Annotated in this window: 11 protein-coding genes; 3 read left to right on the top strand and 8 right to left on the bottom strand. The window is 73.0% G+C overall.

Annotated features, from left to right (window positions below; translation table 11 throughout):
- The first annotated feature begins 329 nt into the window (after positions 1-329).
- Positions 330-4,241 (top strand): phosphoribosylformylglycinamidine synthase, encoded by a 3,912-nt coding sequence (purL, locus tag BCD48_RS26185; protein WP_071051015.1) that lies wholly within the window; start codon positions 330-332, stop codon positions 4,239-4,241.
- A gap of 24 nt (positions 4,242-4,265) precedes the next feature.
- Here the strand turns inward: purL and BCD48_RS26180 are convergent, their stop codons facing one another.
- The 5 genes from BCD48_RS26180 to BCD48_RS50810 form a co-directional block, all read right to left on the bottom strand.
- A complete protein-coding gene (locus BCD48_RS26180) occupies positions 4,266-6,611 on the bottom strand; it encodes a LuxR family transcriptional regulator (RefSeq protein WP_241841994.1) in 2,346 nt (781 codons plus the stop codon).
- 126 nt (positions 6,612-6,737) lie between these two features.
- Entirely contained in the window at positions 6,738-7,958 is a 1,221-nt protein-coding gene (locus tag BCD48_RS26175) for an MFS transporter (protein ID WP_071051014.1), read from the bottom strand.
- Positions 7,958-8,353: an MAPEG family protein gene (locus BCD48_RS26170; RefSeq protein WP_071051013.1), complete on the bottom strand. Its 396-nt coding sequence runs from the start codon at positions 8,351-8,353 to the stop codon at positions 7,958-7,960. Before BCD48_RS26170 ends, BCD48_RS26175 begins: the two co-directional genes overlap by 1 nt.
- On the bottom strand, positions 8,350-9,321 hold the full coding sequence (gene gshB, locus BCD48_RS26165; RefSeq protein WP_071051012.1) for a glutathione synthase: 972 nt from the start codon (positions 9,319-9,321) through the stop codon (positions 8,350-8,352). Before gshB ends, BCD48_RS26170 begins: the two co-directional genes overlap by 4 nt.
- Positions 9,318-9,518 (bottom strand): hypothetical protein, encoded by a 201-nt coding sequence (locus tag BCD48_RS50810; protein WP_131804106.1) that lies wholly within the window; start codon positions 9,516-9,518, stop codon positions 9,318-9,320. Before BCD48_RS50810 ends, gshB begins: the two co-directional genes overlap by 4 nt.
- A 453-nt stretch (positions 9,519-9,971) precedes the next feature.
- Here BCD48_RS50810 and BCD48_RS26160 point away from each other — a divergent pair, with 453 nt between their 5' ends.
- Entirely contained in the window at positions 9,972-10,430 is a 459-nt protein-coding gene (locus tag BCD48_RS26160; RefSeq protein WP_071051011.1) for a VOC family protein, read from the top strand.
- 405 nt (positions 10,431-10,835) lie between these two features.
- Positions 10,836-11,630, top strand: coding sequence for a hypothetical protein (locus tag BCD48_RS26155; RefSeq protein WP_071051010.1), 795 nt, complete (start codon positions 10,836-10,838; stop codon positions 11,628-11,630).
- A 60-nt stretch (positions 11,631-11,690) separates the two neighbouring features.
- Here BCD48_RS26155 and BCD48_RS54090 read toward each other — a convergent pair whose 3' ends face one another.
- The 3 genes from BCD48_RS54090 to BCD48_RS54080 are packed head-to-tail and all read right to left on the bottom strand — an operon-like array spanning position 11,691 to position 13,939.
- The gene (locus BCD48_RS54090) at positions 11,691-12,515 is read right to left on the bottom strand and encodes a helix-turn-helix transcriptional regulator (RefSeq protein ID WP_241841993.1); all 825 of its coding nucleotides are present in this window, start codon (positions 12,513-12,515) and stop codon (positions 11,691-11,693) included.
- Complete coding sequence (locus BCD48_RS54085) at positions 12,451-13,488, bottom strand: hypothetical protein (RefSeq protein WP_241841992.1); 1,038 nt, start codon at positions 13,486-13,488, stop codon at positions 12,451-12,453. The genes BCD48_RS54090 and BCD48_RS54085 overlap by 65 nt, the downstream gene beginning before the upstream one ends.
- Complete coding sequence (locus tag BCD48_RS54080) at positions 13,442-13,939, bottom strand: ATP-binding protein (protein ID WP_241841991.1); 498 nt, start codon at positions 13,937-13,939, stop codon at positions 13,442-13,444. Before BCD48_RS54080 ends, BCD48_RS54085 begins: the two co-directional genes overlap by 47 nt.
- Between the last annotated feature and the right edge of the window lie 57 nt (positions 13,940-13,996).

The following is a 13,996-nucleotide window of genomic DNA, read 5'->3' as shown; positions in this document are numbered from 1 at the left end:
CGCGGCGATATGTCGTCGGGCAGCCCGCAGGGCGTGGCCAGCCTGGGTGCCCACCCGCCGTCAGCGCCGTGGATCAAGGAGGAGATGGCTCGGAGGTCGCTGGGTAGGATGGTCGGCCGCGGGGTCCTCCGCGACGCCGCGGGCGGCAGACCGGCACAGTTCGGGCAGGCACAGTTCGGGCAGGCACAGTTCGGGCAGGCAGTTCGGGCAGGCAGTTCGGGCAGGCACAGCCTGGGCAGGCACAGCCTGGGCAGGCACAGTTCGGGCAAGCAAGGTCTGGCCGGCACAGGCTGGGCACACAGGCCGGCGACCCTCGACGAACGGCGGATATGAAGACCTACGCAGACATCGCGGCGCTCACCGGCCCGGGCCGGCGGCGGCTGCTGGCCCGGCTGCGCGCGGTCGAGCCGGCCGTCACGGACGTGGCCGCGGAGTACGTCCACTTCGTGGACCTTGCCGGCTCGGCCGACGGTGTCGAAGCGGCTGGCGGCGCTGACGGGGTCGCTGGCGCGGACGGGCTCACGGCCGAGGACGAGACGCGGCTGCGGGGTCTGCTCACCTACGGCGAGCCGTTCACGGGTGAGCGTGCCGGGGCGGCCCGGGCCCTGGTCGTGCTGCCTCGCCTCGGGACGATCTCGACATGGTCGTCGAAGGCGTCGGACATCGCCGCCGCCGCGGGGCTCGCGGCGGTCCGCCGGGTCGAGCGGGGCACCGTCTACTACCTGTACGGTCCCGGCTCGCTCGACGAGAAGGCCGTCGCGCCGCTGCTGCACGACCGGATGACCGAGATCGTGGCGGGCTCCCTCGAGGCCGCCGGCGCGCTGTTCGCCGCGGGGCGGCCCCGGCCGCAGACCGAGGTCGACCTGCTCGGCGCGGGCCTCGCCGCGCTCGAGGAGGCGAACCGGGCGTTCGGCCTCGCGCTTGCCCCGGGAGACATGGCCTACCTCGCCGAGCAGTACCGCCGGCTCGGGCGCAACCCGACCGACGTCGAGCTGATGATGTTCGCGCAGGTCAACAGTGAGCACTGCCGGCACAAGGTCTTCAACGCGAGCTGGGTGATCGACGGCGAGCCGCGCCCGAAGAGCCTCTTCTCGATGATCAAGAACACGCATGAGAAGTCCGGCGAGAACGTGCTGTCGGCTTACTCCGACAACTCCGCCGTGCTGCGCGGCGCCGTCGCCCCCTGGTTCTTCCCCGACCCCGAGACGCACGAGTACCGGCGGCACGAGGAATCCGCGCACATTCTCGTGAAGGTCGAGACGCATAACCACCCCACCGCGATCGCCCCCGGCCCCGGCTCGGCGACCGGCGTCGGCGGCGAGATCCGCGACGAGGGCGCCACCGGTCGCGGCGCCACCCCCAAGATGGGCCTGGCCGGCTACACCGTCTCGAACCTGCGCATCCCCGGCGAGGAGCTGCCCTGGGAGGGCCCGGAGCGGCGCCCCGGCCGCATCTCCTCCCCCCTGGAGATCATGATCGAGGCGCCGCTCGGCGCGGCCGGCTACAACAACGAGTTCGGCCGGCCGAACCTCGTCGGCTACTTCCGCGCGTACGAGACGGACGGTGGCCCGGGTGGCCGCTGGGGCTACCACAAACCGATCATGATCGCGGGTGGCATCGGCAACGTCCGCGACGCGTTGGTCCGCAAGGACCGACTCGCGCCGGGCGACCTAGTCGTCGTCCTCGGTGGCCCGGCGATGCTCATCGGCCTCGGCGGCGGCGCCGCCTCCAGCATGCAGACCGGCGCCGGCGACGAGGATCTCGACTTCGCCTCCGTGCAGCGCGGCAACGCCGAGATGCAGCGGCGCGCCCAGGAGGTCATCAACGCCTGCTGGGCTCGCGGCGACGCCAACCCGATCGTCTCCATCCACGACGTCGGCGCCGGCGGCTGGTCGAACGCGCTGCCCGAGCTGGTCCACGACGCGGGCCGGGGTGCCGTCTTCGAGCTGCGCGACCTGCCGAACGCCGACGCCGGCATGTCGAGCCTGGAGATCTGGTGCAACGAGGCGCAGGAACGCTACGTCCTCGGGATCGCCGCGGCCGACCTGGACACGTTCCGTGAGCTCTGCGAGCGCGAGCGCTGCCCGTTCGCCGTCGTCGGCACGGTGACCGACGAGCCACGGCTCATCGTGGGCGACCAGCAGTTCGACTGCGCGCCCGTCGACGTCCCGATGTCGCTGCTGTTCGGCGAGGCGTCCCGGCAGACCCGCGAGGCGCACAGCCGCCCCGTCGCCGCGGCGCCGTTCGACGAGACCGGCATCGACGTCGCCGAGGCCGTCGACCGTGTCCTGCGGGTCCCGGCCGTTGGCAGCAAGAAGTTCCTCATCACGATCGGCGACCGGACCGTCGGCGGCCACACCGTGCGCGACCAGCTGGTCGGCCCGTGGCAGGTCCCGGTCAGCGACGTCGCCGTCACCGCCTCGGCATACGGCAGCCGTGTCGGCGAGGCGCTCGCGATGGGCGAGCGCACCCCGCTGGCGACCGTCAGCGCGCCGGCGGCCGCGCGGATGGCGGTCGGCGAGGCGGTCACCAACCTCGCCGGCGCCGCCGTCGCCGACCTCTCGGACGTGGCGCTGTCGGCCAACTGGATGGCGGCCGTCCAGGTCGACGACCAGCAGGCCGCGCTGTTCGACGCGGTCCACGCGCTGGGGGAGGAGTTCTGCCCGGCGCTCGGCGTGCCGATCCCGGTCGGCAAGGACTCGACGAGCATGCGCACCGTCTGGTCGGACGGCGGCGGCGAGGCGGCGGTCACCTCGCCGGTGTCGCTGATCGTCACCGCCGCGGCGCCGGTCGCCGACGTCTCCCGGGTGCTCACCCCGGCGCTCGCGCGGGACGAGGCCAGTTCGCTGGTGTTCGTCGACCTGTCGGCCGGCCAGGCCCGGCTCGGCGGCTCGGCGCTCGCCCTGGCCTACGGCCGGGCCGGCGACGCCGCCGTCGTCCCGGACGCGGACGCGGCCCGGCTGCGGGCCTTCTTCGCCGCCACCCGGCCGCTGGTCCACGACCCGGCCATCCTCGCCTACCACGACCGGTCCGACGGCGGCCTGCTCACGACCCTCACCGAGATGGCGCTCGCGGGCAGGGCGGGCGTCGACGTCGACCTGGCGGCGCTGCCTGGGACCCTGCTCGGCAAGCTGTTCAGCGAGGAGCTGGGCGCCGTCCTGCAGGTCGCCGACGCGGCGGTCGGGCGCGTGGTGGCGGGCCTGGCCGCGGCGGTCGGAGCCGGGAACGTGCATGTGATCGGCGGGGTGACCCGGCGTCAGCGCGTCGTCCTGCGCGACGGCGGCGCCGTCGTCCTCGACCGCGGCCGCGCCGAGCTGGAGCGCACCTGGGCGACGACCAGCTACCTGATCCAGCGCCTGCGTGACAACCCGGACGCGGCCGACCAGGAGTTCGACGCGATCCTGGACGACGACGACCCCGGCATCTCGGAGCGGTTCACCTTCACCCTCGCCCGCCAGGCACACCCGTCCAGGCCGCGGGTCGCCGTGGTGCGCGACGAGGGTGTCAACGGCCAGGTGGAGATGGCGGCGGCGTTCGACGCCGCCGGCTTCGACGCGTTCGACGTCCACATGACCGACCTGCTGGCCGGGCGGGTGACACTGGACGGCTTCTCGGTGCTCGCCGCCTGCGGCGGCTTCTCCTACGGAGACGTGCTCGGCGCGGGCGCCGGCTGGGCGAAGTCGATCCTCGCGCACGCCGAGCTCGCCGCCGCCTTCCGCGCGTTCTTCCACCGGCCGGACACGCTGACGCTCGGCATCTGCAACGGCTGCCAGATGGTCGCCTCCCTCGGTTCCCTCATCCCCGGGGCGACGGGCTGGCCGGCGCTGCTGCCGAACGCGTCCGAGCGGTTCGAGGCCCGGGTGTCGAGCGTGCTCATCGAGGACTCGCCGTCGGTGCTGCTCGCCGGCATGGCGGGCTCGGTGCTCGCCGTGCCCGTCGCGCACGCGGAGGGCCGGATGGAGTTCGGCCCGTCCGGCCCCGGCGCGGTCGTCGCCCGCTACGTCGACAACCACGGCAAGCCGACGCAGGACTACCCGGCCAACCCGAACGGCACCGCGGGCGCCGTCGCCGCCCTCACCTCCGACGACGGCCGGGTGACGCTGATGATGCCGCACCCGGAGCGCGCGTTCCTCACCCAGCAGCGTTCCTGGCTGCCCGTCGGTGCCGGCGCGGCCGGCGGCGACGGCGAGCACGGCCCGTGGCTGCGCCTCTTCCAGAACGCCCGAGCCTGGCTCGGCTGACGCACGGCCGTCCGGCCGGCCGGGTCAGGCGGGCCGCCAGCGGGCGATGAGCTCGGCGCGGTTGGCGTAACCGAGCTTGCCGAGGATCGAGCGGACGTGGCTTTCGACGGTGCGCTCGGAGAGCACCAGCCGGGACGCGATCTCGCGGTTGGACAGCGCCGCCGCGACGAGCGTGGCCACCTCACGCTCGCGGGTGGTCAGCGGGTCGCCCGCGCGGCGGGCGGCGTCGAGCTCGGCGAGCAGTCGGTCCGCGCGGGCGAGCGGGCCGGGCATGTCCAGGCGGCGAGCCTCGGCGGCCGCCTCGGCCGCGAGCGCCCTGGCCTCGGCCGCGAGCGTCCTGGCTTTGGCGGCACTGCCCGCGACGTCCGCCGCGCCCTCGACGCGTCCGGCGCCCGTCGCGTGGGCGCCGTCCGCGCGGCGGCGCAGCACACCGACGAGGGCGAGGCGGTTCAGGACGATGTGGGGGCGGGCGCCGAGCGCCAGGTCGGCCTCGATCGCGGCGTGCAGCGCCGTCTCGGCGGCGGCGAGCTCTCCCGCGCACGCCAGCGCCCGGCCGTAGTGGCCCTGGCCGCACCCGACGAAGAAGACGGTGGCGATGCCGAGGGCACCGGGGTAGGCGGCCCATGGCCGCAGGTGCTCGGCCAGCGCCGCGCCGGCTTCGGCGTCGCCGAACGCCTCGACCAGGTAGATGAACTGCGTCAGGACCCCGCCCCACCGGGCGTCGACGACCGGCCGGTCGAGCATGCGACGCAGCCGTTCGTAGCCGCCGCGTGCCTCGTCGAGCTGGCCGAGGAGCAGGTGGTTGTTCGCGCGGAACGTGTCGAGCAGCGGGTTGCGCGGGGTGGCGTCCAGGACCGTCCAGTAGTCGTCCGGCAGCTCGGCCGCGTCCCAGCGCAGCATGGCCAGGTGCTGACGGAAGGCATAGCTGAGCCCGACGCCCTGCAGGTCGCCCGAACGCCTGGCGAGCTGGTGAGCCGCGAGGTCCGCTTCCCGGGCGGCGGCGAACCGGCCCTCCAGCTCCGCGCGGGCCGCCACGGCGCGCCGCTGGTGCCAGCGCACCAGCGGCAGCTGGCAGCGGTCGGCGAGCGCGGCGGCGGCGGTCATCGCGTCGTCGACGGCGTCGAGGCGGCCCAGCTGGTAGGCCGCGCGGATCCGCCACTGCTGCCCGAGGACCGCCGCCAGCGGCTGGTTGAGCCGGTCGGCCTGCAGTGCGACGACGTCGGCCAGCCGCAGCCGTTCCTCGGAGTCATCCGGGCCGACGAGCGTCATCTCCCGGGCGCGCGCGGCGTCCAGCAGCGTCTGGCCGTCGCCGGCCTGTTCGGCCAGCGCCAGCGCCTCATCGCTGTGCTCGCGCGCCTCCGCCACGGCCCCGGTGTTGCCGACGACGGTCGCCAGCTGTGACAGCAGCTGGGAGCGGACCAGCGGAGGCTGGTCGCTGGCCAGCGCCATCCGGCACAGCCGGGTGATCACCTCGATGGCCTCGGGATAGGTGACCCAGCGCGGCAGCAACGCGGCGGCCGCGACTAGGTCCGGCCGGGCCGTCCGCGCGGCGGCGGCGGCGACCTCGTCGCACAGCCGCAACGCCTCGCTCACCTGGCCGGCGTCGTAGCGGGCCCTGGCCAGTTCGAGGGTCATCTGCGCGAACGTCGCGTCGTCCGCGCCCGCGGACACGGCCAGGTACTCCTGGGCGGCGGCGGCGCCGAGCGGGGGGAGCCCCAGCAACTGGACGGTGTCCAGGCGGGCAAGGACACCCATGGTCTCGTCGGGTACGGCGAAGGCCGCCCCCGGGGCTTCCTGCGTGCGCAGCGTCGCCACCAGCAGCAGCCGGCTGTCGCGGATCCCGCCCGCCACCTGGCGTACCAGCTCGACCGTGTGCGCGTCCGCCCACTGTAGGTCCTCGAGCACGACCACCGCCGGCGCGGCCGTCGCCGTGGCCAGCATCTTGTCCGCCACCTCGGCCAGTGTCGCGAACCGCGCGTCCGCCGCGCCGGCCGCGTGTGCCGCTTCCACCGAGGAAGCGGCGCACGTCCGCGCCGCCTCGTCGAGCAGCGCGCCGATCTCGCCAAGCCCGGCGGCCGGCAAGGCGGCGCGGGCGAGTGCCCGAAGCGCCTGCCGCCACGGCCACAGCGGAGGTGCCGCCCGCTCGGCCAGGCAGTAGCCCCGTCCGACGGGGACGCGGCCATTGTCCGTGCCGGCCGGGGCCGGTTCGGCGCGCAGCGCCTCCTCGACCAGGCGGGTCTTCCCGATCCCCGCCGGGCCGGTCACCAGGACGACGCCACCACCCTGGCCGCGCGCCGCCGCCGACGCGGCGGCGCGCAGCAGCGCCATCTCCTCCCGCCGGCCGACGAACGGCCGGACCAGATTGTGCACCCCTCCAGCATGGCCCCTGATCGTTCACGCGGGATGGCCGGCCGGCATGCGGACCTGGCTTTCCGACCGCCACCGGGCGCCGCTCGGTAGCCGGCCCGTCAACGCGCCTTTGGGGAGGGCGCGGCACTATCCGGCGTCGACGGCCGTCACGTGCCGGCTGGCGCGGTCAGCGGAGCTGGCGGCGTGTCGCCAGGAGATGGCGACGGCCACCGCCGCGGCGGTCGCTCCCAGGACGAACGGCGCACGTACTCCCGCAACCGTGGTCAGGGCTGAGGCGATCGGACCGCCGAGGGCGGTGCCCCCGAGCAGGACGAGAGCGAACAGCGACATGACCCGGCCCATCATCGCGGGTTCGGCGGTCTGCAGAATGGTGATCACAGACGTGAGGAAGAACGACCAGGCGATGCCGATGCCGGCCAGGCCGATGAGCGCGATCGGCACGGTGGGAGCCGTCGCGGTCACGGTCATCGCGGCTGCCATGGCCAGGTTCGTTCGCGCCAGGGTGTGCCGGCCGGGCATACCCCGAGCGGCCGCGACGAGCGTGCCGACGAGGCTGCCCGCGGTCACCGCCGTGAAGGCGGTGCCGATGAGGGATGCTCCCCCGTCGAAGGTCGCGCGGATGAAGATCGGCACGGCGACCTGAAAGGTGAAGGCGAAGGTCGCGACCACGGCCAGAGCGAGCAACGGCGTCCGCAGGTGCGGCGTATGCCACAGATAGCGGAACCCGTCGCGGATCTGCCGGGGTGCCCGCGCGAGCCGGGGCGAGGGCCCGACCCGGATCGTGGCGAGCAGGGCGACGTCGGCCAGGAAGGAGACGGCGTTCAGGGTGAACGTGGCCGCCACGCCGACGTGGGCCAACGCCAGCGCGCCGAGTCCTGACCCGGCCGTCATGCCGACCAACATGACGGTTCCACTCAGCGCTGAGGCGCCCGGCGCGTGGGCCGGCGGCACGAGCATCGGCACCAGGGCCCGCCGGGCCGGCGTGTCCAGCGCGTTGACCACGCCCCAGATCGCGCTGAGCAGACAGACGACGGGCAGCGTCAGAACGTCCGCAATGGACGCGGCGGCGTACGCCAGCGCCACCAGGCCGAGGCCGGCCTCGGCGGCCATCAGCAGCCGGCGGCGGTCGTACCGGTCGGCGACCGCGCCGAACCACGGTCCGAGGAGCAGGCTGGGCAGAAACTGCAGGGTCACCACCCATCCCATGGCCGCCGGGGCGAGATCCACCACCACCCAGGCGAGCGCGACGACCTGCGCCCAGGAACAGGGCACCGACGCCAGCTGGCCGAGCAGGTAGCGCCGGAACGCGGACGAGCGCAGCGGGAGCAGCGCGGACGGTCCGCCCATCAGAGGGTGAAGAGGGCCGCGACGGCGAGGGCGACGCCGAAGACATAGGTACCGATCGCGGAAGCCAGGTGAAGCGGCGTGAGGCGCCCGGTGCCCTTGGCCGTCAGCATGTTGTAGGCATGCAGCACTCGCACGACGGTGGCGCCGATGATCAGTGGAACGGCCACGGCGGCCGAGCCGCGGGCGCCGACGAGCAGAAACAACACGATCAGGGTCGGTACGTACTCGGCCTGGTTGGCGTGCGACCGGACCGCGATGAAGAGCGGGTTCGCCGGGTCGCTTGGCCACTGTGAGCCGCCGGCCTTCCCGGTCGCGCCCCGCAGGCGGGAGACGTTGAATCCGAGGACGAACACCATCGCGCCCAGGATCGCCGTACAGATGATTGCGGTGGTCATGCGACTCCCCTTTGCTTGCGCGTGCCCAGCACGCTGTCGACGAGGTCGGCGCAGAGGCTCCAGCCGAGCAGGGTGTCGGCCTTGCGCAGCGCGCCTACGCTGGTGACGTTCACCTCGATGAGGTGCGGTCCGATCACGTCCAGGCCAGCGAGATGAATGCCGTGTCGCCGCAGGTCCGGCGCGAGCCGGGCGCAGATCTCCCGGTCGCGGTCGGTGACCGGCGCTTCGGCGGTCGGATCGCCGATCCGGAAGTCGCCGGATGCCGGGTAGCGGTAGACCGCGCCGACGGGTTCCCCCGCCACCACGAAGATCCGCTTGTTGCCGGCCGAGACCCCGGGGAGAAACCGCTGCGCGATGACGGCCCGGCGGCCGTCCTGGGTGGACGTCTCCAGCAGGGAGGCGAGATTGGGATCATGGCGGTGCAGTCGCAGGACGCCGCGGCCGCCGAAGCCGTCCACCGGCTTGACCACGACGGCGTCGTGGTCGGCGAGGAACGACCGGATGGCGCGCGGGTCGGCGGTGATGATCGTCGGCGGGACCAGGTCCGGGAAGTGCAACGGCAGGACGTGCTCGCCGCAGGCCCGCAGTCCGCGAGGATCGTTGACCATGACGGTCCCGGCCGGATCGACGAGGTCCAGGATGAGGGTCGCGGTGAGGTATGTCTGGTCGAGCGGCGGCTCGGTGCGCATGAAGACAGCAGCCATGTCGTCGAGCCAGACGCGCCGCGGCTCGCCGGCTGTGTACCAGGTGCTCGCGACCGTCGATGGATGACCATTGCGTGGTTGGGACGCAGGGAGCCGAAGCCGGCGGGCCAGCGCCCGAGCCCGACCGTTCTCGGCCTCGAGCAGGTGCGCCTCGGTGACCCACACCTCCGCATCTCTGTCCTGCACTGCCTGCATCAGGCCGATGCTGGTGTCCGTGGGCACGCCGAGGGATTCGAGCGGATCGGTGACGAACGCGACCTTCACGGCGCCCCTCCGGCGAAAGCGGCCACTGCGTTCACAAACGATGGCGCGGCCGTGTGAGCGATCGAGAACAATGCCTCGGATTCGGGTGAGTGGCCGATAGCTGCCTCGTTCCATGCCCGTTCCTGATCCCCTATCCGGGGCAGGAGCAGGTCGCCTGCCGGGGCGAACACTGCCTCGACGGCTGCCTTCAGATCCATGCCGTCACGCTCGCGCGGCCGCGGCTCCGCGGCATCAGTACGAGTACGTAGTCGAAGTACTGGAATCCGCGGCGAAAGACGGCGACGACGGATCGGCGCCCCGGTGGCCCTGGCCAACCGCACCCAGGCCGCGGTCTGGGCACTGAGAACCGGTTAGGTACCGATCTCCGTACAAGTACTGATGTGCCGGTGGCCCGCATGGCCGATCGTCTCCATGACGACCACTCACCGCAATCGGGGGGGTGGGGGTGGCGAGGGCACCTCGCCACCCCCACAGAGCCGCGGCGACCGTGGCCGGCCGTTCGATCTGGCGGTCTGCTCGCGATGCCCATCTCCGCCGGGCAGTTTCCGGGTCGCCCCCGCCTCACCACGCCTTGTTTCACTCCAAGCCCTCGATGGAGGTCTGACAATGAAGTTCGAGGAGCACCCGGAAAAGTCGACGGAAGGCCGGGGATGTTGCTGAACGGCGTGAACCATGTGGCACTCCTTACGGGTGACGGTGAGCGGCTGCACGCCTTCTACCACGAGGTGTTCGACGCCACCGTCGCCGGGGAGGTGCCAGGACCCGGCGGAGGTCGACTGTCCTTTGTCCAGATCGGCCTGGCCACCGAACTCAATGTCTTCGAGATTCCCGGCAACACCGAAGCGCGGCGTCAGACGCCGATGTTCGGCCGGGGCCGTATCGATCACCTGGGTTTGCAGGCCGCCTCCCTGGAGGCGTTCGACCTGATTAGGGAACGGCTCGTCGCTCGCGGCGCGTCCGACGGCTTCGTCACCGATTTCGGTCCGACCCTCAGCCTGTTCTTCCGTGACCCAGACGGGCTGGAGGGAGAGATCTGTGTCCCAAACCCGGCAGGTCGGCCGGGCGTCTACAACCCTCCCGGCACACCAGCACCGGGCTACCAGACGTAAGCCGGGAAAGGTCTGCCTACGTCGTTCGGCGCGAGTAACCGAGATCACCTGACCAGGGTGCCCGCGCGGTCGTCACCCAGAACCAGCGCCCCACCACCCGCCGACCGCGGACCTTACCACCCCTGAATCTGAATCCGCGGCATACAGATTGCAGATCGTCGCGGGCCGGACGGAATCGAAATACACCTCGCAGCAACGAAGCGCGCGGCATCGGATCGGACCGGTCGACGCGGTTATGGCCGACCAGTCCAACCGGTACCGACGCGGCGGCGAGCGAGCGTTGGTGTCGCGGTCGAGACGACATCAACCGTTGACCTGCCGCGACGGGAAAGAGCGAGAACCACCGCCGCGAAGCATCTCCAGATCCGACACGCCCACCGTCCCACCATTCCCAGGAGTGAACCCGTGCTGTCACCCTCCGCCGGCCGTCGTGGCGCGGCTGCCGTGCTCGCCGCCGCGACCCTCGCCGCGGCCACCGCCTGCTCCTCGTCCTCCGACGGGGCGAATGCCACCGCGACCGCCAGCTCGGCCGCCGCGGCGGCGACCGGGGGCGACGTGCAGGCCGCCTGCACCGCCGAACTCGCGATCAACGGCCTCGACCTCCCGGGGTTCGACCCCGACGCACCGACCCCGACCGCCCAGGAGCTGCAGGCCTTCGCGGCGACCGCCGAACCGCTGGCCACGACGCTGCGCGCGAACATCCCCGCCGAACTGACAAGCAAGGTCGACGTCCTGGTCTCGGTAGTGAACACTGCCAAGCAGGGCAAGCCCATCGACTACGAGGGCAGCGGGCTGATCGCCGCGGGCCAGGCCGTCGACGCCTGGATGGTCGACAACTGCGGCTACCCCAAGCTCGCCGTGACCAACAACGCCGGGACACTCACCGGCCTGCCGGCGTCCGTTCCCGCCGGACCGGTCGCCATCACGTTCACCAACGCCGGCGACCCGGCGAAGGCCGGCTTCGTCCTGCTGCTCGCCAAGGTCAAGGACGGGGCGACCGCGACCGCGGCCGGCGTCGCGGCCGGAACGACCGACCTGGACACGACCACCGACATCATCGCCGGGGTTCAACCGCAGCCTGGCACGCCTGGCTATGGCGTGGCGAAGCTGCCCACCGGTCACTACATCGTCGCCAGCCCACTCGGCACCCCGCCGCAGTTCGCCGGCGGCGTCGTCGCCATCGAGTTCGACGTCCAATAACGCGACGCCCCTTCCCGCCCGCACATGCGCATGGTGCTGGGCGGCCGCCTCGACTCCTGTTTACGACCGCCAGCGTGCGACCAGCTCGGTTCGGTTGGTGCAGCCGAACTTGGCGAGGATAGAGCGGACGTGGTTTTCGATGGTGCGCTCGCTGAGTACCAGCCGCGCCGCGATCTCCCGGTTGGACATGGCCTGGACGACGAGCGCGGCCACCTCGTGTTCGCGGGGGGTCAATGGGTCGGTCTCCCGCCGGACGGAGGCCAGGTCGGCGAGCAGCCGGTCGGTGCGGGCCAGCGACCCGGGCATGTCCAGCCGGCGAGCCTCGGCCGCCGCCGCGGCTGCGAGGGTCGCCGCGGCGTCAGGATCGTCGAGGCGGCGCAGCACCTCGGCAAGGGCCAGCCTGCCCAGCACGATGTGGGGGCGCGCGCCGAGCGCGGTGTCATGCATGATCGCCGCCCGCAGCGCTGCCTCGGCATCGCGCAGCTGCCCCGCGTGGCCCAGCGCGCGTCCGTACGGGCCCTGCATGGAGCCAGCGAAGAAGGCCGTCGGTGTTCCGACCGCCCCGGGGTAGGCGGCGTAGGGCTTCAGCTGGGTGGCGAGGGCCTCCCCGGCCCGCGGGTCCCCGAATGCCTCGACCAGGTCGATCAGCAGCATCAGTACCCCGAGCCACCGGATATCCACCACCGGGTCGTCGAGCATCGAGCGCAGTCGCTCGTACCAGACCCTGGCTTCCTCACGGCGCCCCTCGAGTAGAAGGGTGTTGGCCCGGAACACCGTCATCAGCGGTGACGGCGGGAATGCTTCCAACGCCGGCCAGTAGTCATCCGGGAGCTCGACGGCGTCCCCTCGCAGCATGGCCAGGTGGGCGGCGAAGGCGTAGCTCATGCCGGCTGACTGCGCGTCTCCGGCACGCGAGCCCAGCCGGTGGGCCTCGAGGTTGGCCGACCGCGCGGCGGCGAACCTGCCTTCCAACGCGGCCTGGGCTGCCACACCGCGCAACCGATGCCAGCTCGCCAGCGGGAGGCCGCTGCGGTCCGCCAGCGTCGCGACGGCGGCCATCGCCTCGTCCACGACGTCGAGCCGACCGAGCTGATAGGCGGCTCTGATCCGCCACTGCTGCCCCAGGACGGCGGACAGCCGCCGGCCCGGCGCCAGTGACCAGCGACCTCGGCGGCGAGCCCGGGAACCGTCGCCGGTCGCGCCTGCAACGTGACGGCGGCCCGCCGGTGGATCTCGCGCCGCTCGACCGGGTCGAGAAGGCCCCCAGCCCTTCGGCCAGCAGGCCGTGGGTGAACTCGAGCCCCTGTCCCTCGATGCCGGTCCATGAGGTCGTCCGGGTCAGCAGGCCGGCACGGCACGCGGCGTCCAGCGCCAGCCCGGCCGTCGACCCGTCGACCTCCGCAACCTGGCCGACGAGTTCGGTGTCCACCGGCGGGCGCAGCAGCGCGGCGACCTGGACGACGCGCCGTGCCGGCTTCGGAAGCTGAGCCAGCAGCGCTTCGACGAGATCGCGTACCGCGACCGTCCCAGGGGTGCCGGTGTCGGAGGCCGCGGCGTCGAGCAGGAGGGGCAGCCCGCCGCTGCGCCGCGCCACCTCCTCGGCACGCGCGGCGGAGGAGCCTGCCGGGTCGAGCGCGGTGAGGTACTCCCGGATCGCGTCGGCCGTCAGTGGTCGCAACGGCATGGCGTGGACGCTGTCCAGCCGGGAGAACTCACGCACGGCATCGCCAGGCTCGCCCGGCAGGGCGCGCAGCGTCGCGATCAGCAGCAGGTGGCTGTCGACGATCCCGCCGGCGACCTGCCGCAGCAGTTCAACGCTGTTCGTGTCGGCCCAGTGCAGGTCCTCCAGCACGATCACCAGCGGGTTCGGCGGCGGCGGTCAGCACCGCATCGGCGACCCCGGCCAGGGCGGCGAACCGCGCCGCGGCGGCACTCGCCGCGTCGCCAGGCGCATGGCGGATTCGGGCCCCCTCGAGCAAGTCGAGCGTCGAGGCGATTCCCGCCGGTCGCCCGCTGTGCCGGGCGAGGGCGCGCAGCGCCTGCTGCCAGGGCCACAGCGCCGGCGCGGCATGGTCGGCGAGGCAGTAGCCACGGCCAACCGGCACCCGTGCCGACGCGCCCGCCGGCAGGCTGGCCGGGGACCTCGCGCCCGGCCTCAACGCCTCCTCGACCAGCCGGGTCTTGCCGATCCCCGCGGGGCCGGTCACCAGCACGACACCGCCCCGGCCTTCCGCCGCCGTCCGCGAACGCGAACGCAGCAGCACCATCTCCTCCTGCCGCCCGACAAACGGGCGGTCCTGATTCCGCACAGCCCAAGGATGAAGCAACGCCGGCCGGTTCAGTGCCGCGCCCACGAGAGCCGTCGG

This window comes from Pseudofrankia coriaricola, assembly GCF_001854805.1.
GTDB lineage: Bacteria > Actinomycetota > Actinomycetes > Frankiales > Frankiaceae > Pseudofrankia.
Note: the sequence above shows the minus strand (reverse complement) of the source record. Positions and strands in the feature narration are given on the sequence as shown.

Coding starts and splice junctions, on each gene's coding strand:
- purL (WP_071051015.1), top strand. CDS start 330: ATGAAGACCTACGCAGACATCGCGGCGCTCACCGGCCCGGGCCGGCGG.
- BCD48_RS26175 (WP_071051014.1), bottom strand. CDS start 7,958: ATGGGCGGACCGTCCGCGCTGCTCCCGCTGCGCTCGTCCGCGTTCCGG.
- BCD48_RS26170 (WP_071051013.1), bottom strand. CDS start 8,353: ATGACCACCGCAATCATCTGTACGGCGATCCTGGGCGCGATGGTGTTC.
- BCD48_RS50810 (WP_131804106.1), bottom strand. CDS start 9,518: ATGGATCTGAAGGCAGCCGTCGAGGCAGTGTTCGCCCCGGCAGGCGAC.
- BCD48_RS26160 (WP_071051011.1), top strand. CDS start 9,972: ATGTTGCTGAACGGCGTGAACCATGTGGCACTCCTTACGGGTGACGGT.
- BCD48_RS54090 (WP_241841993.1), bottom strand. CDS start 12,515: ATGAGCTACGCCTTCGCCGCCCACCTGGCCATGCTGCGAGGGGACGCC.